14 protein-coding genes are annotated in these 21,449 nt (G+C 54.4%); 7 read left to right on the top strand and 7 right to left on the bottom strand.

Annotated elements, in window-relative coordinates:
* Positions 1 to 295: 295 nt before the first annotated feature.
* Entirely contained in the window at positions 296 to 664 is a 369-nt protein-coding gene (locus CA13_RS06905) for a VOC family protein (RefSeq protein ID WP_146395204.1), read from the top strand.
* Positions 665 to 718: 54 nt separating this feature from the next.
* The gene (locus CA13_RS06900) at positions 719 to 2,038 is read left to right on the top strand and encodes a YidR family protein (protein WP_146395203.1); all 1,320 of its coding nucleotides are present in this window, start codon (positions 719 to 721) and stop codon (positions 2,036 to 2,038) included.
* A gap of 192 nt (positions 2,039 to 2,230) precedes the next feature.
* Here CA13_RS06900 and CA13_RS06895 read toward each other — a convergent pair whose 3' ends face one another.
* Together CA13_RS06895 and smc are read right to left on the bottom strand one after the other, a co-directional pair.
* Positions 2,231 to 2,860 (bottom strand): hypothetical protein, encoded by a 630-nt coding sequence (locus tag CA13_RS06895; protein WP_146395202.1) that lies wholly within the window; start codon positions 2,858 to 2,860, stop codon positions 2,231 to 2,233.
* 225 nt (positions 2,861 to 3,085) lie between these two features.
* Positions 3,086 to 6,697, bottom strand: a complete 3,612-nt coding sequence (smc, locus tag CA13_RS06890; RefSeq protein ID WP_146395201.1) for a chromosome segregation protein SMC — start codon at positions 6,695 to 6,697, stop codon at positions 3,086 to 3,088.
* A gap of 390 nt (positions 6,698 to 7,087) precedes the next feature.
* Between smc and CA13_RS06885 the strand changes: the two genes are divergently transcribed.
* The 4 genes from CA13_RS06885 (at position 7,088) to CA13_RS06870 (ending at position 12,376) form a co-directional block, all read left to right on the top strand.
* Complete coding sequence (locus CA13_RS06885; RefSeq protein WP_146395200.1) at positions 7,088 to 8,935, top strand: tetratricopeptide repeat protein; 1,848 nt, start codon at positions 7,088 to 7,090, stop codon at positions 8,933 to 8,935.
* A 116-nt stretch (positions 8,936 to 9,051) separates the two neighbouring features.
* The gene (locus tag CA13_RS06880) at positions 9,052 to 9,978 is read left to right on the top strand and encodes a MotA/TolQ/ExbB proton channel family protein (protein WP_419195091.1); all 927 of its coding nucleotides are present in this window, start codon (positions 9,052 to 9,054) and stop codon (positions 9,976 to 9,978) included.
* A gap of 98 nt (positions 9,979 to 10,076) precedes the next feature.
* Positions 10,077 to 10,490, top strand: a complete 414-nt coding sequence (locus tag CA13_RS06875; RefSeq protein WP_146395198.1) for an ExbD/TolR family protein — start codon at positions 10,077 to 10,079, stop codon at positions 10,488 to 10,490.
* A gap of 56 nt (positions 10,491 to 10,546) precedes the next feature.
* Entirely contained in the window at positions 10,547 to 12,376 is a 1,830-nt protein-coding gene (locus tag CA13_RS06870; protein WP_146395197.1) for a prenyltransferase/squalene oxidase repeat-containing protein, read from the top strand.
* A gap of 211 nt (positions 12,377 to 12,587) precedes the next feature.
* Here the strand turns inward: CA13_RS06870 and CA13_RS06865 are convergent, their stop codons facing one another.
* The 4 genes from CA13_RS06865 to CA13_RS06850 form a co-directional block, all read right to left on the bottom strand.
* Positions 12,588 to 15,293: a YfbK domain-containing protein gene (locus tag CA13_RS06865; protein WP_146395196.1), complete on the bottom strand. Its 2,706-nt coding sequence runs from the start codon at positions 15,291 to 15,293 to the stop codon at positions 12,588 to 12,590.
* 65 nt (positions 15,294 to 15,358) lie between these two features.
* A complete protein-coding gene (locus CA13_RS06860; RefSeq protein WP_146395195.1) occupies positions 15,359 to 15,874 on the bottom strand; it encodes an RNA polymerase sigma factor in 516 nt (171 codons plus the stop codon).
* A gap of 200 nt (positions 15,875 to 16,074) precedes the next feature.
* Entirely contained in the window at positions 16,075 to 16,896 is an 822-nt protein-coding gene (locus tag CA13_RS06855) for a hypothetical protein (RefSeq protein ID WP_146395194.1), read from the bottom strand.
* Positions 16,897 to 16,958: 62 nt separating this feature from the next.
* Positions 16,959 to 17,663: a PTS sugar transporter subunit IIA gene (locus CA13_RS06850; RefSeq protein WP_146395193.1), complete on the bottom strand. Its 705-nt coding sequence runs from the start codon at positions 17,661 to 17,663 to the stop codon at positions 16,959 to 16,961.
* A 318-nt stretch (positions 17,664 to 17,981) separates the two neighbouring features.
* Here CA13_RS06850 and CA13_RS06845 point away from each other — a divergent pair, with 318 nt between their 5' ends.
* Positions 17,982 to 19,436, top strand: a complete 1,455-nt coding sequence (locus tag CA13_RS06845) for a hypothetical protein (RefSeq protein WP_419194020.1) — start codon at positions 17,982 to 17,984, stop codon at positions 19,434 to 19,436.
* Positions 19,437 to 20,701: 1,265 nt separating this feature from the next.
* On the opposite strand, the gene CA13_RS06835 is transcribed toward CA13_RS06845, so the two are convergent.
* Positions 20,702 to 21,034: a hypothetical protein gene (locus CA13_RS06835; protein ID WP_146395191.1), complete on the bottom strand. Its 333-nt coding sequence runs from the start codon at positions 21,032 to 21,034 to the stop codon at positions 20,702 to 20,704.
* Positions 21,035 to 21,449 lie beyond the last annotated feature (415 nt).

Raw genomic sequence — 21,449 nt, 5'->3', positions numbered from 1 at the left:
TCCAATGACTATCAGGACTAAGGCTTTCGCGCTAGTGGGCAAGCTGAATCCGCGGATGCAATGTTCGGGTTAGGCGATCGCAGGCGTCGGACTTTCCAATATCCAGGCGGCTAAAGCCTGCACACCAGCGCTGGTGTCTAGCCTTTAGGCGATCGCAGGCGTCGGTCTTTTGCCAATACCCAGGCGGCTAAAGCCTGCACACCAGCGCTTAATCACGAACCCTCTTCTTTCTTTGCCCCAACGTGTATCCTTGGGCCAGCTTTTGCTCTACTTGGATACGCTCGCGAGAACCCAAATGAACCAACACGAAAAGATCAACTATGTTGAATTCCCTGCGAAAGACATGGAGGCGACGAAGCAGTTTTTCTCCGTCGCATTCGGATGGGAATTTATCGATTATGGTCCCGACTACGCCGCGGTCTCCGATCAAGGGATCGAGGTAGGTTTCTATCGAAGCGAACTCGTTGCCTCCACCGCAACCGGTTCGGTACTGGTTGTCTTCTACAGTGAAACGCTGGAAGAGACATTGGCCAAAGTCGAGAAACATGGTGGCGTGATCGTGAAACCAATCATCTCGTTCCCAGGAGGGCGACGATTTCAGTTCGTCGACCCAAGCGGCAATGAGTTGGCCGTTTGGTCCGATCGAGAAGCACCAAAGGCGTGATAATCGGGAACGGGTCGTCACACCCGTAGCACGTTGAGGCCAAACAGGAATCAAATGCAACTGACATCAAGCCCATCCAACGTGATCCTTTCCAATGCGAACGTTTGGTCGCATGACGGACAATGGATCTATTATGACGTCCGCAGTGATCGGTCGGGATCGGTCTTTGATGGCGATCGAATCGAACGAGTCCACGTGAAAACGGGCGAAGTGCAAGTGGTCTTTCGCTCCCAAGATGGTGCCTGCGTCGGCGTCGTCACCGCATGTCCCACCAAACCGCAGGTCGTCTTCATCCACGGCCCCGAAAACCCAACGGCCGATTGGATCTACAACGCTTGGAACCGCCGCGGTGTCATCGTGCAAACCGATCAACCCAATACGGTCAACAAAGCCACTAACCTAGAAGCCCGCAACTTGATTCCTCCGTTTACGGCCGGCGCCCTCCGCGGTGGTTCTCACGTGCATACCTTTTCGCCCGATGGGAAATGGGTTTCGTTCACCTACGAAGATCAGGTCCTGGCGGCTCTCGATGCCGATGGGGCGAATGCGATTCCTCATGAAAGGAATCAACGTAACATTGGTGTCAGTGTTCCCGATTGGCCAAACAAGACAGGTTCAATCACAGTGGATCGCACTCATCCGCGAAATCATGATGGATCCCATTTTTCAGTCCTTGTCACTCGAACCGTCAATCACCCGGCGCCTGGCTCGGATCAGATCAGCAAAGCGTTCGAAGAGGGATGGGTAGGCACAAACAGTAACGGCAATCTGCCTAGGCGTGCGATTGCATTCTTAGGGCAAGTGGTTGCCGAGGATGGTCGTTCGATCAGCGAAGTCTTTCTTGTTGATCTACCCGATGATTTGACTTGCCCCGGTGAGGGACCGATCGAAGGAACGCCCACGTGTCGGCCCGCACCGCCGCAAGGAGTTGTCCAGCGGCGATTGACTTATACGGCCGACCGCATGTATCCGGGAATCCAAGGACCACGGCATTGGATGCGCAGTTGTCCTGACGGATCATCCATTGCGTTTCTGATGAAAGACGATGCAGGGGTTGTCCAGCTCTGGACGGTTTCGCCAAACGGCGACGCCGCAAACAAAAGTGCGCCGATGCAATTAAGTGAGAACCCATACGGCATCGCATCGTCGTTTACATGGAGTCCCGATGGTCGATCGATCGCGCACGTGATGGACGCCAGTGTCTGCGTCACCGACGCATTGACTGGACAAACAACACGGCTAACGAAGAAAGCCGACTCCGACACAGCGCCACGTCCCGAAGCATGCGTGTTTTCGCCCAACGGACTTCAAATTGCCTACGTTCGCACGATTGACAATCGAAACCAAATCTTTGTGTGTGGAATGACTGCCTAAGGCAACGCTTTCCATGACGATGTCCACGTTATCCCATTAACCGTAGTGCGTTAGAGAGCGTCCGACTTAGGCAGGACGTTCTGCAAAGCCTGGACACTAGCGCTGGTGTGTAGCCTTTAGGCGATTTGGTTGACCTTGGTCGGATTGCTCTTGAGCGGCTAAAGCTTGGACACCAACGTTGCTCTTGTCCTGTCACAGCTCTGGCGGGTCCCAGCTCTTTCCGTAATCGTATAACGGATACTCTCGCCAATACTCTAATGCCCGCTCGCGACCAACCAACTGCAAATACTCAGCCGCGTTACTGAAGGGCCAATCCGCCCACTTTTCACTGTAGTGATGGTGAACGGGGTTGTTGAGCACGTAGTTGAGCGATGCAAAATAATGGCCTTCCGATTTCATGGCCGTTTCTGCCGCATTGCACCATACTTGGCGCCCTCGGCACGATTCTTCACCATTCCACTGAAACGACGTGCGCCCGTGTAGTTGGCCGAGTTCTTTTAGTGTTCCCGTGATGGAACTGTCGTCTACCAATGCATGGTAGTGATTCGGTAAAACGACCCATGCGAAGAGGGCGTTACAGGTTTCACCGAGTAGACTGCAGAGCCTTAGCGAAAAGTCAGCCATTCGTTCGTTTGAAAAACCGATGACACTGCGGTGTTCAAAACAGGCTGCCGTGATCATGTAGTAACGAGTCGCTTCACTTTCAATGTGGGCGGGCGAGTGGCAGGGATGATTTCGCTGGCGACGCTCGTCCAGAATCGCGACTCGATCTTGTGGCGCGACTTTCCGCCAACGGTACATTCGGGAGGGGTCTCGCGGCACTGTACGCCTCCTGGACTCTGCTTCGAAGATCGCGAATTCGATGTATTTCAGTTTATGGCGGCGGTAGAGTGGATGCTAGCGCTGGTGTGTAGGCTTTAGGCGATTTGTTCAATGCACGGGCGGCTGAAGCCTGGACACCAACGTTGCTCTTGGGCGGCTTGCGCTGGTGTGTAGCCTTTAGGCGATTTTTTTAATGCACGGGCGGCTGAAGCCTGGACACCAACATTAGGCGGCTTCGCCTTCGTTGATTTCTCCGTCTTCGCTGACGTCTTCGAAGCGGATTGAGACTTGCTTGCTGACGCCTGACTCTTGCATCGTGACACCGTACAAGGTCGTGGCGGCGGTCATCGTTTTCTTACTGTGCGTGACGACAACGAACTTGGAATGATCTAAGAACTCGCTCAACACGGTCACGAAACGTCCAATGTTCGCTTCGTCAAACGGGGCGTCGACTTCGTCTAACACACAAAACGGACTGGGCCGATATTGGAAAATCGACATCAGTAACGCCACCGCGGTTAACGCCTTCTCACCACCGGATAATAACGAGTTACTGAAACTGGGTTTCCCGGGTGGCGTTGCGACAATTTCGACGCCTGCTTCGAGCGGGTCTTCGTTTTCTTCCAAAATCAAATCGGCATGTCCGCCACCGAATGATTTGCGATACAGCTTTTGGAAGTTTTGGCGGATCGCTTCGAGTGTATCTAGGAACAAACGACGTGAATCGGCATTGATGCGACCAATGATCCGTTGCAGCGAATCCTTCGCCGCCGTCAAATCTTGGTATTGGCCGTGAAGCTCGTCATAGCGACCCTGTAAACCTTCGAGCTCTTCGAGAGCTTCCATGTTCACCGACGTCGTCTTTTGCAATTGGGCCCGCAATCCTGCGATTTCGTCTTCGACCGCTTGGCGGTTTTCGGGTTCTTGTAAGTCTTCGGGTGGCTCGCTGCCTCGCAAATCGATTTGGTAATCTTCGAGCAATCGATCCGCTAATGTGTCGCGGCGCAGTTTCGAGCTATCGCGTTTCGCGGTGATTGCGTGCACCGCCTCACTGGCTTTGCTGGTTTGCTTGATCGCCTCTTCACTGGCTTTGACAATTTGGCGATTTTCAGCACGTACGGTAGATGCGGCTTCGGCCAAGCGGGCCAATTCGCGAGTGTTTGTGTCGGATTCCCATTGCAGCGTTGCCAATCGGCTAGTCGCTTCGAGCATCCGCAGGTTCAAATCGCTTAGCCGCGATCGGCCTTGTTCGGCTTGCCCGCGGACTTCGGCGACGGCGGCTTCGCGTTGGCCTTGGTCGCGTTTCTGCTGCTGCATCGTCGTCGACAAGGTTTCGAATTTTTGTTCTGCGCGTGCGACGTCGACCGAGATCGACATCACGCCGCTGGTGGCGGATTGCAATGCCGATTGAGCGCCCGAGAGCATCTCGTCGACTTCGGCCGCTTCCATTTCAAGTGTTTCGACCTTGTGTTGGCCTTCGGCGATTCGTGTTCCCATCGTGGCGAATTCGGATTGCGACGTGGCACGAAGTTGATTCGTCGAAACGATCTCGGCATCGATTTCGTCGTGAGCGGTTTGGAACGATTGACGGCGTTCTTGGGTGTGTCTTAGTTCCGCGACGGCGGCGGCACGATCGGTGATCATCGATCGATGGTTTTGCTCGATCCGTCCCAGTTCGGCTGCTTGATCGTCAACGAGGGCTGCCAATCGGGTCGATTCTTTCTCTGCTTCCTGTAATTGAAATTGGTAGTGTTTGATCTCTTGCTCGGCGGCTGTGATTTGACTGCGTCGACTGACGAGGCCCGTCGATGTGCTAGCCGGCCCGACAACGACGCTGCCATCAGTTTCAAGCAGTTCGCCCGACGCACTGACAAAACGCAAACCGGCTCCGCTCAATTTTCGCAGCCCCAATGCCGTGGCGAGCGAATCGACTAGCCATGTGCTGCTAAGCAGATGGCGTGTCAGCGGTTCGAACTTGGGTTCGCATTTGATCATCCGGTCACCGCGTCCGATGACCCCTTTTAGACCATCAAGCCGGATTCGGTCACCGGGACGCCGACGAGGCAACTCGTCCAAACGGATCAGGCCGACGCGGCTATTGATTTGCAATTTGCCGCTCAGAATGGCGTTTTGCAGTTCGCCGCCAGAGATGATCAAGTATTGGCTTCGCGAACCGAGTGCAGCGTCGATCAGGGGCGCGACATGGATATCGACTTCAAAACAATCGGCCACAATTCCGCAGAGGGATTGGGCCATGGGTGTGTGGGCGATGGGGTCGTCGCCGTTTCGAAGTTTATCGAGGATCGTTTTGACGCCGCCGGAAACGCCTTCTTGTCGTCGATCCAAATCTTGCAGGACGCTAAGCCGTTCGCTGACGCCCTGCAAGCGGACTTTGAGAGCGGACGCTTCTTCGCGTCGTCGTTCGAGGGTTCGTTTGCTTTCCTGCAATTTTGCGTCGGCAAGTTCGGCTTCTTTTGCTGCCTGTTCGATTTTTAAATCGAGCGTCTCGACGCGTTCCTTTGCAACGGCAGCCTCTTTATCGGCTTCGGCTAACGAGGTTTTTGCCGAGGCGATGCGTTTTTCTAAATTGGCCAACACACGGCCGACTTCGGCGATTTGTTGTTCCGCTCGTTGACGGGCGGCTTCCAAATCGGCGACGGTGCGGACGGTGGCGAGATGTTGTTGTTGAATCTCATCGCGGCGGCGGCGAACTTCGTCGACCTCTGTTTGGATCTTGTCTCGATCGGCTTCGGCTTCTTTGCTGTGGCGGCGGACTTCGGCAAGTTCCACTTCGTAATGTGCCAATCGTTCGTTGGCGTTACGCAGTTCCGCCGCGGCGCTGCCGGCTTGGGTTTGTAACAAGCGGACTCGGCGCAGTGATTTGGCGACGGTCGAACGGAGATCGGCGGTGGCGACTTCGTCGGCTTCGCGGCGACCACTCAGTTCGGCGATCCGCTGCAAATGGTGAGACCGGGCGTCTTCGATCACCCGGGCTTCGTCGGCAATCTTCTGTAATTGCATGTCGGCAGCTTGTCGCTGCTCGGTCATTTGTTCGCGAAGCGATTCGAGTTCGGCATGTTTGTTGACCGCTGCGGTCAAATCTTGCTCGGTCGTTTCGAGTTCAAAACTGAAATCGGCCCAATCGGTCCACGCGATTTGGGTGCGAAGTTCCTTGAGCCGCTCGGTGGCTTGGCGATAGCGTTCCGCTTTGCTGGCTTGACTTCGCAAGCTTCGCAACCGCGAGGCGACTTCATCGACGATGTCGCCTAGCCGTGTGAGGTTTTGTTGGACGCGAGCGAGTCGGCGTTCGGCTTCGATTTTTTTGGCTTTGAAGCGACTGATCCCCGCGGCTTCTTCAAAGATCGCTCGGCGGTCCTTGGCGTTGGCTTGCAGCATCCGGTCGACTTTGCCCTGTTCGATCAGGCTATAGGCGTCGATCCCGATTCCGGTTCCACGGATCAGACTTCTGACATCTTTCAGGCGGACCGGGGCGTTATTGATCAGGTATTCCGCTTCGCCACTACGGTAGACTCGCCGAGTGACGTGGACTTCGGGGGCATCGACGGGCAACGATCCGTCGGCGTTGTCGAAAATGATGCTCGCTTCGGCCGAATTGGCGGGGCCGCGAGTTTGCGAGCCTTTGAAGATGACATCCGACATGTCCTTGCCACGCAACGACTTAGCGCTTTGCGAGCCGAGCACCCATTTGATGGCATCGACGATATTCGATTTGCCAGAACCATTGGGGCCGACCACAACGGTGATGCCGTCGGGGAAGTCGAAGCGGGTCCGATCGGCGAAACTTTTGAACCCGGCCAGTTCGAGTGCTTTTAGCATGCGAAGAGATTTTTGCTCGGGATCAAGAAAACGGACAGGTTGGTCAAAGAAAATCGCGTGATTTACGAGGGTTAGATACTTACAGAGTAAATGAAAGCAGCCAAAAAGCCTAGCTCTGTTTTTGCGGGTTTTCTCGGTCTTGAGCGTGAAAGGGGCTGCCAAAGGCGGGATTGCGGCGACTTCACAAAATGGGTTATTTGTCAAACAACCAAATTTGCCAATCTACTTTCAAAAACCCTTTTTGCCTTCAACTTCAACTCTTGCTTGAACTTCTCCTTCGGCTTCATCCCATTCTCGCTCGGGCAGGCGAAACTGCATCGACGGGGGGGCATGGTCAAAGTTGGCAGCAAGATTCGGATCAGGATGTACGAGGGAGCAGGAAGCAACTTTATGCGTGAATCCCTGAGGATTCCAGCGATTTTCAGACTGCTGCTCGCCTTTGCGATCGTGGCTGTGAGTGGCGCTGCGCACGCCCAGGGCACTTCTGATTTGTCCACTCGTTTGGCCAAACTGAACCGATCGATCGCTGGGGGCCAGATCGAGGAGGCGATCTCCTTGGCTCGTTCGCTTGACGACGCCCCCCCGGAGGGGGCTGAACTTTCCATTCCGTTGGCACAAATCGCTAATTCGCTCAAAGAATCTGGCAAATTGGATGGGGCAAACGAGTTCTTCCGTCGCTCGTGTGCGGCACTCGATCGACCTGCCGCAGCGTCGCTTCCCCCCACGTCAGCGGTGATTATTCGGTTGGTCGCAGCATCGTGGTTTGTTCAAATTCCCAGTGATGCGGAGGCGCTCGGGGCGGTGCAAAAAGCACTCGCCGATCCGGGAATCGTGACCGACGCCCAACGAAACCAAGCTGTGTTGATTTGTTTAAAAATTGGCGGCCATTGCCTACCCAAAGGTGACGCTGCGACCGCTTATCCTGCGTATTCGTTGGCGGCGATTCATGCCGTGGGGAATCAACGCGCCGAAGCGATGCTCGGTGCAGCGTGGTCGGCGGCCATGATCGGCGATCGACCTATCGAAGCGGCTCGAGGAATGGTCGATTTTGTCGATACCTTTCCGCAGCATCCCGATGCGCCATTGGCATTACAAATGGGTGCCGCTTGTTTGAAACGGGTCAGCGATGACCAGAATGCCGCGTTGTTGCGCAGTAAAATCGTTGATGACCTTGTCACCCGATGGGCAAAATCGAAACCGGCGGCGGAGGTTGCAAAGGACTACGTTGGGGCGGCGATCGACGAGATTCCGGCGAGTGTACGGCGATGGGTGCTTGGGCAAAACGCCACGGACGATGTTCATTTGGTCGCAATGGCGATGCGAATTGCTGCGACAGAGTCGAATTCGGATGTGTGGGATCGTTGCCAATTGCATTTGGGACATCTCGATACCACTGGCCAAGTCACGGCCGATCTACTTGATCAATTGTCTTCGGCTGCGGATGCCGAACGGTTGGTAACCTTCTTTTTGGCTCCTCCTGAACAAGTCACTCTGAGTGCGGCGGCTCGTGAAGCGGCTTGCCGATGGGTGGGACGTCACCAGCATTGGACGATGCTCGCTCTCGCGTCGGGATCGACTTCGCCCGATTCCGACGATCCGTCGCGAACGGTTGCGATGGAGCGATTGTTTGCCGAGGCATTGATGCAAAGCGGTCGCCGCGAAGAGGCTCACCGTTGGTGGACGCATTTGGTCGATACCGAAAAGGTGACCGATTTTGCGACTTTGCTGCGATGTGCCGAAACCGAGAGCTCGCTCGGCGAAGTCGACTTGGCGGCACGACGAATCGACGCGGCAAAAGCAGCGGCTGAAAATAACGGGTACCGCAGTTCGCTCGTCGCGATGCTAGCAGCGGAGCTAGCGGTTCGTCGATTGCGATTTGACCAGGCACGGGGCGAATTGGAATCGGTTGTCCGCAGTAGCCAAACCGATGCCGCGCTTCGCGGACGGGCCCAATGGATGATTGGCGAGACGTTCTACTTACAGGAACGGTTTTCCGAAGCGATCGAGGCTTACCGCAGTGTCGCGGGAATGGACCCCAAGTGTGAATGGGCAGCGGCAGCGCTGCTGCAGGCCGGAAAATCTTTTGAACAATTGGGGAGGACACGGGACGCCGCAGTATGTTATTCGACATTAATGAGCCGTCACGGCGAGTGCCAGTATGCACCGCTGGCGAGTCGCCGGTTGGCCGCTTTATCGAATTCAGGTGAAACGAATTCAAACAAAACGCTACGACGATGATTGAATCGAACAAAACAAAATCGCCGAATGTCGCCTTTCGCTTTGCGAAGACAGCGGCTTCTCGCACCGCTTTTCCGCAGCAAACGGGCCTTAACCGAGCTCATACTGCCGGCTTGATGTCGCGACTATTGCCTGCGGTCGTATTGGCGATTGGTGCGATTTCCTTGATGGTGCATTTGGATAATGCATCGGCTCAATATCCACAACCAAACCGTAGTAACCAAAACACGCTTCAGCCGCAGCAGGGTACCTACCAACCCGCTCCGCCACGATTTGACTCGGGAATACCTGCGATTCCAGCCTCCGCGATCATTGCCGAAAGTGGCAGCTCCGAGCCAGAACCGGAACCAGAGGAAGCAGGTTGGCAAATCCCGTCGGCGATCGCAAAGATTGCCGAAGGTGGTTGGTTAATGCTGCCGCTAGCGATTTGTTCGCTGATCGTTTTTTCCCTTTCGATTGAGCGATTGGTGGCGTTACGCCGAGGCCGAGTGATCCCACGTCCGTTTGTGCGCCGGTTTACCGAATGTGTTGAAGACGGCCAACTCAGTTACGAAGAGGCGACCGAGCTTTGCGAAGAATTTGATTGTCCCGTGGCCGAGGTCTTTCAAGCAGCGATCCGTCGTTGGGGACGTCCAATGTTCGAGATCGAGCAAGCGGTGATGGACGCAGGTGACCGTGTGGCCGATGGGCTGCGCCGGTTTGTGCGAGTGTTTCACGCGATCAGTAATGTGGCACCACTGATTGGGTTGCTCGGTACGGTTCTTGGAATGATCCAGGCGTTTGAGACAATTAGCAGTCAAGAATCGATTGGTCGACCGGAGATGTTGGCATCCGGAATTAGCGTTGCATTGATGACGACCGCGGGTGGGTTGACCGTCGCCATTCCCGCCTATTTGGCGTACATGTATTTCAGCAGCAAATCGGATCGTTATCTCGGCGAGATTGACAAATTGTGTCAACGCGTCATCGATTGTATTTCAGCCGAGGGCCTTGAAAACAACAATTCTCAACGGACGACCACAAAGAAACGAAGAGCTGCGTAGCAAAATCAATGTCGCCTTTCGCTCATTGAAAGTACGCCCTCCAAAAATAGCTTTCGCGGAGCGAAAAGCGACCCTCTCCTCTTTTCCCGTGTTTTCTCATGGCAATTCAACGCGAACGATCCGAAGACGCAACCATCAATTTGACACCGATGATTGATGTTGTTTTTTTGTTGGTTATCTTTTTTATGGTTGGCAGTAAATTTAGTGAAGCAGAAAGCCGAATCAATGTGAACGTGCCCTCGGTCGGAGAATTACGATCGATCACGCGAACGCCGGATGAACGAGTCGTCGTGGTTGACAACGAGGGCACGATCACGCTTGACGATCAACCGGTTTCCATCGAACTCCTCAAGCAAACATTGGGCCAACAACACGCCAACTATCCCGCACTGAAAGTTGCTGTTCGTGGTGACGGCGAAAGTTCGTTCCAGCGTGTCGCCGAAGTGTTACACGCGGTTCGAAGTAGTGGCGTGGAACAAGTTGGGTTATCAGCCAAAAGTGCCCGAAGGTAAGCGATAACAGTGAGTACGAATTGATTTCGCATGCCAAACTCTTCGCGAATTTAACCTTGAAAACGTCAATGTGGGCTGACCCTCGTTTGGTCTACTCCGTCGCGGCAATCGCCGTTGCGCTACTGCTTGTGACGATATGGTTATTCCGTCGCGGTCGAAAACAGGGACGCCAAGCGGGCGTGGTCTGTTTGTTCTTGTCGGTAGCCTTGCATTTGGCCTTGGTTTTTCTGATTCCGATGCTGGCAAAGCCGTCTGGTGGCGCAGCGAAAAGTGACCCGGATGGGGATGAAGCGATTGGAATCGACGAAGTCGCGTTTTCCACGTTCGACCCCGACATGCAGATCGAGGATTTTGCAGCCTCTTCGGCTGAATCCGAAATGGCGCCATTGCCCCTTGCAGCGATCGCCGATCTTCTCGAATCGCCATCGTTCACCGAAACATTGCCAGCGGAAGAAATATTGCCCGCGGAAGCAATATTGCCTGCAGAAGAAATATTGCCCGCGGAATTCGAAGAGCCGAATGGGCAACCGGATGCCGAATCGACGGTGGAAGCGGAACCGGCAGCGGACGTTCCCGCATCGTTGGTGGCGACCGATTCGGTAGCTGTCGAAGATTTGTTTAGTAGTCTCGATGCGGATTTTGCGAAGCTCATGCAACCCGCCACGATCGAGCCTGCGGCAGTGGAGGCTCAGGCAGTGGAGGCTCAGGCAGTGGAACCTGCGGCAGTGGAGGCTCAGGTTGCGTCGGCACGAAGTACGCCTCGCCCGGAACCGACCGCGACTCCGCCGGTTCGTCCAGCGACGGTTGTTGGTCAAATGGAGAACGATTTTGCTAACCGTGTTGGACAAGCGAAAACGGAAGCGTTGATCCAAACAGGCGGCTCGTTACGAACCGAAGCCGCAGTGGCTGCGGCGCTTCGGTTTTTGGCCCAAAATCAACGTCCCGACGGTTCATGGAGTCCGGCTGCTAGTGGCGCGGGAATCGAACGCAACCCGCTCGGTATGGCGCGGCCTGGTGCAGGAAAACGATGCGAAACGGCGATCACCGGTTTAGCACTTTTGACGATGATGGGGGCCGGTAACACTCACCAAAACGGCGACTATGCCGATAACGTTTACAAGGGGTTGGCGTATATGATCGGCCAGCAAAAAGCCGATGGATCGCTGGCCGGTAACGCGACAGTTTATGAATCGACCTACAGTCACGGGATGGCGGCGCTGGCAATGTGCGAAGCAGCTGCGATCACGCACGATCCATCCGCCGTTGAGTCGGCACGCCGTGCAATGAACTACTCACGGCGGATGCAGCATCCGAGCAGTGGCGGATGGCGCTATACCGTGGGCGACACCGGCGACCTGAGTCAATTGGGATGGCAAGCGATGGTGATGGACGCGGGAGCCCGCGCGGGAGTGCCACCGGGAACTCAGTCAGTACGAGGGATCGAACGCTTTTTGGATTCCGTCCGCTTGGGACGCTCAGGTGGATTGGCTTGTTACCGACCGGGTGAAGCACCCAGCCGAACAATGACGGCCGAAGCCTTGGCGACGCGATTGTTGATCGGTCAAACGGTTTCACCGGCGGCGGTGGGGGAGGCGGAGCAATACTTGTTGCAGCAGAAACCGGGTGCGGGACAAGATAATTATTACTATTGGTATTACGCTACCTTGGCTCTGCATCAATTACAGGACGATGCTTGGAGCCAGTGGAATGAGGCTCTGCAGCAGCGATTGTTATCGACGCAGTTGTCCGATGGACGTTGGCCGACCAATAGCGTTTGGGGCGGCTACGGAGGATCGGTCTATACGACTTCGATGGCAACGCTTTGTTTGGAAACCTACTATCGGCATAGCGTGCGTGATAACAACACGCGGATCGGGAGTAGGTAACCGGGACGCTGGTGTCCAGGCTTAAGCCGCCCGACGCCTGACAAATCGCCTAAAGGCTAGACACCAGCGTTAGTGATCCAAGCGCAACGTTGGTGTCCAGGCTTTAGCCGTCCGTGCATTGAAAAAATCGCCTAACGGCTAGACACCAGCGCTAGCCTCCTAAGAGCAGCGCTGGTGTTCAGGCTTTGGCCGCATCGGTTTTCGACGAGCTCTACTCTTCGCCCATCAACATGCTGGCCTTTTGGGCCAATTCAACGAATTCGGCTCGCAGTTCACCTGGGTCGGTACCTTTGGCACTTTCGGCAACTCGAATCACATCGCTCAAGGTCCAATTGCCCCGGTATTCGCTCCGCCTGAGTTGCATGCCAAAGCCAGCCACGGCGGCGGCAAATTTCGTGTCGACGTCCGCTTTGTTAAACGATTTTCCATCGTCGGACACGGGGAATTCCACTAACGTGCTTTCGTCCGCATCGGGTTGTTTGTAACGGAGTTTCATTGTCATCGTTTCGCCCGATTGTGCTGCTTCGGTCGGCGATTGCTCGGTTTGGTATTTCAACGAATCAACCTTTGGCTTTGCTGCGTCGGGTTCGACTCCCGAGGGGACGATCTCGTAGAGAGCCGTCACGGTATGGCCTGCGCCGATCTCGCCTGCGTCTTTCGTGTCGTCGTTGAAATCCTCTTTCGCTAGTACACGATTTTCATATCCGATCAAGCGGTAGGACCCGACTTTGGTTGGATTGAATTCGATTTGCAGTTTCACATCCTTTGCGATCGTCACCAACGTTCCGTTGGCTTGTTCAACGAGTACCTTTTCGGCTTCGTCTTCGTTATCGATAAACGCATAGTTGCCGTTCCCCTTGCCACTGATTTGTTCGAGCATCGCATCGTTATGGTTTCCCATTCCGAAACCGAGGACCGACAAAAAGACGCCTCCCTTTGATTCCTTTTCCACCATGCGAACCAATGCGTCGGTTCCCGTTGTGCCGACATTGAAGTCGCCGTCACTGCAAAGGATCACGCGGTTGACGCCGTCTTTGATGAAATTGTCGCGAGCGGATTGGTAGGCCAGTGCAATTCCTTGTCCACCATTGGTGCTGCCGCCTGCGGAAAGCTGAGTGAGTGCTTTGCGAATCTTCTTTCCGTTTTTGACCTTCGTCGAATCGAGCACCAAGCCGGCCGATCCAGCATAGACAACGATGGCGACACGGTCGTTCGGATTAAGTTCTTTGAGAAGCATCTTCATCCCTTTTTGAACCAACGGTAACTTGTTCGTTGCGTTCATCGACCCACTGGTGTCGATTAAGAAGACCAAGTTGCATTGGGGCCGCTGAGCTTGCTCGACCACTTTTCCTTTCAGTGCGATTCGTGCCAATCGATGATCGGGATTCCAAGGACATTGGGTGATCACCGCGCGAGCCGCGAAGGGATGTTGGGCATCGGGTTTAGGCGGTTCGTAATCGTAGGTAAAGTAGTTAACGAGTTCTTCGATTCGTACTGCATCGGGTCGCGGAAGTGAATTGGCTCGGATCAAGTAGTCACGCACCTTGCTGTAGCTGGCGGTGTCCACATCGATCGAAAACGTGCTCATCGGATGCTCGGAAACTCGTTTGAAGGCGTTGTCTTCGATCACATCGAAGCGGTCACCGGCGATCCCTGGGCCACGGCCGTCGTCGATCGGTAACTCGTACATAAGATTGGTTCCGCCCATCATCATAGGGCCGGAATCGTCGCGGCCGCCCATCATGCCGCCCATGCCCATGCCGCCCGAGCCCATCATTGCGTCCATGCCCATGTCCATGCCGCCCATTTCCATTTCCATGCCCATGCCGCCCATTTCCATGTCCATGCCGCCCATCATGCCCATGTCCTTGTCGCCCATTTCCATGTCCACACCACCGGATCCGATGCCGCCACCGTATCCCATGCCCATTTCCATGCCGCCCATTCCCATCATGTCACCGGCTGGGGCCGCAGGTTGGCTTTGGACGGAAAGTGACTTGCTCAACATGGGGGCGGCACGTTGTTGCGGTTCGTACGCAAAGCTGGAGGCGGGCTTGTTTCCAATTCCTTTGCCTTCATCCATCGTCTTGTCTTCACGCTTGACGACCTTGATCGCGGGCGGGGTGGCAGCCGCAGAATCGGTTTCGAGTAGCTGGCTGCGCTCGATTCGCCTTCGGTTCTGCTCTAGCGAGGATCTATCCAAGGGCTTAAAGCCCGTTTGGGCAGTTTCCTCTTGTTCCTCGATAATGATCCTAGGCGTGACGTTTAGCTGGAGGTTGGTCTTTTTTTGACTTAGCGGCTTCGGCGCAGGTCCTGATTCGAACGGTTGGTCCATCACCGCTTCGTGCGTTTCGGATTCGGAGGCTCTCTCGTCGTTAATTGCGAGTTCGACAGCGGCCGGTAAGTCATCGGCCGCAGCGCCGTCTTGTTGTCTTTCGGAACTGATCGAAACCGCGGATTCGGTTTTCTGCATCGCCACCTGCTGGTTGGTCAATGAGTGTTGGATCTTTGGTGCGACGACGCCGAGTAGCAAGAACATGACGCATGCTGCGGTGACCAATTTCAAGACGCTCGGTGAATACCAAGAACGGTTTGGTTGTGTAGCGGGCTGGGTTGTAGCAGGCTGGGTTGTAGCAGGCTGGGTTGTAGCAGGCTGGGTTGTAGCAGGCTGGGTTGTAGCGGGCTGGGGCGACTCAGCAGAGATGATTTGTTCGCGTCGGTGTGCATCGAGTGGCGGAGTTGATTCGGCGGAATAGAAGTTGCCGAGTTTGTTGGTCAATTCGCGAGCTTCTTGGACAGCAGCGGCAAGTGCCGGGTTGTCATGAATTTCGTTTTCGAATTTGGATCGTTCGGTTTCGTCAAGTTCGCCAAGGACGTAGGCGGTGATCCGCGGATCGTTCCATAAGGATTCAGACATTTTAGGACTCGATAAAGATGGGGGTATGGTTGCTTCGCTTGCTTGTGGATAGACGCAGTTTTGCGTTACGACATGGCAAGTGAATCGCGCAGGTTGCGGACCGCTTCGTGCAAATGGAAACCGACATTGCTGACGGTCATCCCTGTCACGTCGGCAATTTCGCGGTAGCTCAGCCCCGCTTGCATCCGCAGCCTCAAAACTTCTTGTTGTCGCGGCGATAGCGAGTCGACCATCGCGGCAAGTTGGTCCTTTTGTTCCGCATCGCTGGCTACTTCGGACGCGTCCGGAGCAGGGTCGGCAACCGAAACGGTCGACGCATCGATGGGCGTCGTATGGGTTGTGCGTTTCATATCAATCACTCGGCTTCGACAAACAGAAAAGAGCCAAGCTGCGACGCGATGTTCGATTTTTGGGCGATCTTCGCGGCACAGGCGCAGGAACGTTTCCTGCACCGCGTCCTGAGCTCCTTGCCAATCCCCACTAAGCATTCGGCTGGCGTACGCCAGTAATGGCCGCTCATAACGATCGACTAGCTGGTGTACCGTTTCCGGCGGCCAATCTTCGCGTGCGGCGTCCGACATGATGCGTGACTATGGGAATAGGGAGTAGAACGACGGTTTCAATGAGGCCAACGAAGTAGAGAGAAGTTTGTTAGGGAGAAATTATATAGAAATCTCGGAGGGATGTTGGAGGGAGTTTTAGTTGCTCACGGGCGGCTAGCGCTGGTGTGTAGCCTTTTGCGATTTTTTCAATGCACGGGCGGCTGAAGCCTGGACACCAACTAGGCTGCCATTTTTGCTGGCACGCTTGCTTCCGATTGCTTTTCTATACTAACCCATTGCTCGATCGCCTCGATCGGGCTTGGTTTACTTACGATTCGCTCGATGCCGCCTTGCCGAGCCGCAGCGATCTGGTGCGTTTGCGGACAGTTTACCATCCACGCGTGACTGGCCCCTGGCAATAGATCCATCGCCGAGATTCGATTATGCCATTTTTTCGCCGTTGTGGCGGTGGCGAATGAGTCGTCCCAAATCACTCGTCCAACGTTTCTTAGTTGATACGCATTTGGCTTTCGCACCCACATCGTGGGTGTTCCGCAACCAGCCAAACCGTCAAGAATCGGCTCTGCACTGGCCAAGTTCGTCGCGACAACGGCAACCGTTGGTCGAGTGACTCGTTGGGCCAAAATCGTCGGCTTCGCAGCTAGCCATTTGGGTAATACCGAGCTGGATTGATGCCATTTGGCAAATAAACATTGTGATCCAGTTTGCATTTCCAATTCACGATTGGCATCGGCAATTGCGAATCGCTCGTTATGAATGGCTCCTTCGCACAACTCACCTAACAAACATGCCACGCTTGCGGCAGGATGTTCGGTGGCGATTTTGATAGCCCCGTTCCAATCGAATGTGGCACGGTTGGTCCGCGAGAAAACGATTCGGTCCACCGATGATGCGACTCGGAGCATCGCTTTTTCAAGTGACGACCGAAAAGCAATCTGTTCACAAGTCGATTCGCAAAGGTCAAAGGCAGGGCGAATCGAGTCGCCATGCCGAGGTCCAATCCAAAGTAGAGTGCGAATCTGTGAATCGGCTGCATTCATCGTCTATCATCCTTGACCGTTTTGTTGGGTGTCGCCTCGCGCGGAGCGAAACGCGACCCTCTTTACTCGTGATCATCCATGCGTTCTTCACATAGTTTCAAGCAATTCCATGCTGCACCCGCCGATTGGCAATTGCGAAGTTCGCCCAAAATGTCGTCTTGCACAATCATTCGGCTTAGTTTGGCAAGGATACGAAGGTGAGAGGTATCGTCGTAAGAGCAAATCAGGAAGAAAACGTCGGTTAATTGGCCACGATGAGCGAACGGGATCGGTGCCGGGCAAACGCCAAGGGCAATCACCGAATCGGAAAGGATCGACGTTTGGGGCCGCCGCGGGTGCAAGAGTGCCACGCCGCTATCGAGTGCCGTGGGATGCATTTCTTCGCGGGCACTGATGGCATCGCTCATCACCGACGCATCCCACATCAAGCCGGACTTGGTAGCCAATTCGGACATCGAACGGATCACCGAACCGCGAGTCCGTGCGTTCAGAGGAACCGCGATCGTGTCGACCGTACAAAGCTCGTAAATTGGCCGATCCACTGCGGCCGGTGCGACGCGGTCGAGCACTTCTTGGACCTTGTCGAGCTGCTGTGAATCGCTTGCTCCAATCCGGTCTTCAAGCCAATGATGGATTTCCGCTTCGCTAAAAACCCAATGTCCCCCCACTTTCCGTGCCGGAACTTTTCCTCGATCTGCCATCTTGATCACTTGAGGCGGCGTCAGGTGGAGGTATTCGGCGAGTCGTGCGACGTCGAGATCTTCCATGGTCGGAAGCCTAGATTTGGGGGGGAAGTGTGGAGCGGAGGTCAGGCGGAAGGGCAGATCATAGCATGTCGGCTCGGATACCGGAAAGCTTGAGAGAATATTTCTACTTTATCCATTTTATCTTGACGGGCGGGCAGCTGACGAGGTAGTTGGTTCAGAGTCGCAAACGATTGTGACACTCCATTCCCATGAAAAAGAGCCCACGCGACTGAGCGTACAAGCATGGTACCTGTTTGCATTCCCGAATCAGATCACGCAGTGGTTGGTAAACCAGTGTGCACTATGTGGCAATGCGTCGGCTTCGTGGTGAATCGGCGTATGTGGTTACTGACGCTTTGTTTTGGCTTCGTGATGGCGGTTGATGCTCATGCGCAATCGCCTCGTAGCAATGCTTTTGATGTACCGCAAACAAATCTACAGCCAATTGGTCCACCGCCGGGGATGAATGCGCCGTCCACGTTTTCGGGATCACCAACTTACAACGCGCCGCCGTCGACCTATGTGCCACCGGCTTCGAACTACGCCGCGCCACCACCGACGACAAGTTATCCAACGCCTGGGGCCACACTTGGCACCGCGGCTCCGACGGTTCCGTACAACCGTAGTTTGGTGGAGCAGATTTTTTCAGGTTCGGTGCCGCCACGTACTCCCGCCTATAACGCACCCGGCACGATTGGTGCTCCGGTCGGTTATGGGTCACCGTATGGGACCACCACGGTTCCGCCTCCAAACCTTTCGCCTCCCGGTTTGCCACCGGTCTATGCAAGTCCACCTCCGGCCTACAATTCGACACCGGGGTATGGTGCACCAACGTATTCGCCGAGCTATCCAACTTCGCCTTATGCGCAATCGCCATACTCACAACCAAGCTACCCCGGTTCGCCTTACCCCCAATCCGCTCCCACATCGCTGTACCCAGGCGGCATGTTTAGCGACATGAACCTCTGGGATACCGCGACAATGAGTGCGTATCGTTTTTTACAGGGGCCTCGTTTTCGTTACACCTACATTGGTCCGGGTGGTTCGGGAGACAATTTTTCGATCAATGACTTTGACACATCGGTGGTTTTCGCGTGGCAGAATTTTCTATTTTCAAGCCAACCTTTGATGATCGCTCCGTCGTTCTCGTTGCATTTGTGGGACGGACCTGATTCGAGCACCGGAGCCGATTTGCCCGGGAACGCTTACAGTGGATTTTTGGATCTGGGCTGGCAGAGTGATCCGAACCAAATCTTCGGCGTTGAGCTTGGGTTGCGATTTGGTGCGTTCACTGATTTCAACACTTTCAATGACGACAGCCTGCGATTGATGGGCAAAGCACTCGGTAGTTTCCGGTTAACGCCAGCATCAACTTTGAAAGCGGGCGTCCATTACTTGGACCGCAATAAAGTGAAATTGTTGCCTGCGGGTGGTCTGCTATATCAGCCGACTCCATATTCACGCTGTGACATCTTTTTTCCACAGCCCAAGTTTTCAAAGTATTGCCGGACGGTGGGGACACAAGACGTTTGGGGCTATGTCGCCGGTGAATATGGTGGCGGGGCGTGGACGGTTCAGCGTGCGAGTGGTGCCGAAGACAGTGTCGACATAAACGATTTGCGAATCATGTTTGGGCTTGAATGGGGCCAACACGAATACATCCGTGCCGGGAGACGAAATTCGTTTATCGAAATCGGCTATGTTTGGAATCGCGAAATCGAATATCGCTATAATCCTCAAGATAACATCAAACCTAGCGATGCGTTTATGTTGCGAATGGGAATCGGGTATTGAGCCGTTTGTTGACCCTGATCGGAGCCGCTCGGTTGGGCATTTGTTACGGACAGCGATTCACTAAGAATAGAATGCGACCACAAAAAAATCCTCGGCCGCAAATACTTGCGACCGAGGATTCCGTTTTTAATGAATCTTGCTGACCGTTGGATTACCAACCAGCGCCACAAGTGGGCTCGCAACCGCAAGTAGGCTCAACGATTTCGCATCCGCAAGTCGGTTCTGGAGCACAGCATGAATCGCAGCAAGCGTCTTTCTTGAACATCTTGCTGAAGAAGCCTTTGATCTTCGATCCGCAAGAAGGTCCGTCACAGCAAGGAGCTGCTTCGCAACCGCATGCTGGTTCGTAAACTTCGCAGCCACAAGTAGGCTCAACGATTTCGCAACCGCAAGTTGGTTCTGGTTCGCAGCAAACGTCACATGCACTGTTGCGATGGAACAATTTGCTGAAAAGACCACACTTAGGAGCTGCACAACCACTGTCACAGCATGGTTCGGCGCCACAAGTTGGCTCGTAGCAAGGTGCGGGAGCTTCGCAACCGCAAGTAGGCTCGACGTCACAACAGCTATCACAACCGTTGTTACACAATTTGTCGAAAAGGCCGAACGCGCTGGCGTTGACCGAGCTGCTAGCGACGAAAGCAACAGCAAGCAAGGCAGGAATGAATGCACGACGCATCGTGGTATCTCCAATGGATTTAGGTTTTCGGAAAGTTTTTGTATGCGATTTTCAAGCCGCCGAACCTGACCATGGTTAGGTCGTCGATTGGGCCGAGGTGAACCATCAATCGAAAGTCGTCATCAATCGGCCAAACGAAACACGGGAGGTGCGGCTAGGTCGATCAACCAAGGGTGGCTGTGGGAGTCACTGCATCGAATCGCTTCGATGCACACCAAATACTATTGGTGATACGGGTGTCTCTATCGTCGAGCCTACGATGCTAGCATTGGACTTCTTTGCCGGACTACGTGAAAAGCTATCAAATTGGTTGGAGACTATCCGATTGGGAAGGAAGTAGGGATTAGGCGGGCGGATTGGAAAACGATCGGCTTGTGGCAGGCCAGAAATGCTTCATTTTCATCGCGAACGAAACATCGAGCGAAACATCGAACGGCGGAATGAGTATGGCAGTATTTAGCGCGGGATCATCTTAGTCCGCCGAAGCGTTGCAAAGCCTTGCGTCTGAAGTGGTGTCGCCATAAGACCTGCGTTGAAGTAGGTTTGTTACCAATGTCACTGTCGTTTCAATGAGCGACGATACCGGTCATGCTAACGCGGGTTGATCGGTGTAGAGTTCAAGGATTTGGCTTTGCACTTTGACCGCGCGAAGCAGGATCCAAAGTTGATCGGGTGTGAAAGCAACGGGGCCGCTTGAACACATCTGTTCGAGTTCTTCAGCGACGGCCGCATGTTGGTCAGCGGCGGCTTCGAGCCGGAAACTGGCGTTCTTCCATGCCTTTAGCAGTACTTCATCGTCGTCAAGTTTGCCTGCATCTTCGGCTTGAATCAGAATCAAGAGGCTGAGCCGAGCGACTTCAACCGCTTGCAGTTCAGGCCGCAGCGAAGCGAGACGGTTTGCGAGTTCGTGACAAGTCATCGGATAGATTAGGTTCCCTGCAATCGATCCGATTGGCGCTGGATCGTCTACGCCAATGACGAAGTGATTGCTTGGAGAGGTAGGGTGAAACAAAATCGCGACGAATCGCGATGTATCAATTTGCGAGCAATTGACCCCTCTGGTGTCTTTCGCAAGTCGAACGTCTTGTTCGAATTAATTGATCGATTATGAAAAACCTATGTCACAAACCGCCCGAAGGCAAAAAATATATTTGGGTTTTGCATGGCCTTGGTTGTGGGCCACGACTTGAGACAACGCCTTTACCCAGATTGGTTGCAAAATTTCGCATCCCAGTTCGCTAACCATCCCAGTTCGCTAACCATCCGGGGACATGCGATTGGGATCGTGACAAACGCCATCGCCATGACGATGCAGGGCAAACCCAATTTTCACT

This window comes from Novipirellula herctigrandis (assembly GCA_007859835.1).
Taxonomy (GTDB): Bacteria; Planctomycetota; Planctomycetia; order Pirellulales; family Pirellulaceae; genus Novipirellula_A; species Novipirellula_A herctigrandis.
Note: the sequence above shows the minus strand (reverse complement) of the source record. Positions and strands in the feature narration are given on the sequence as shown.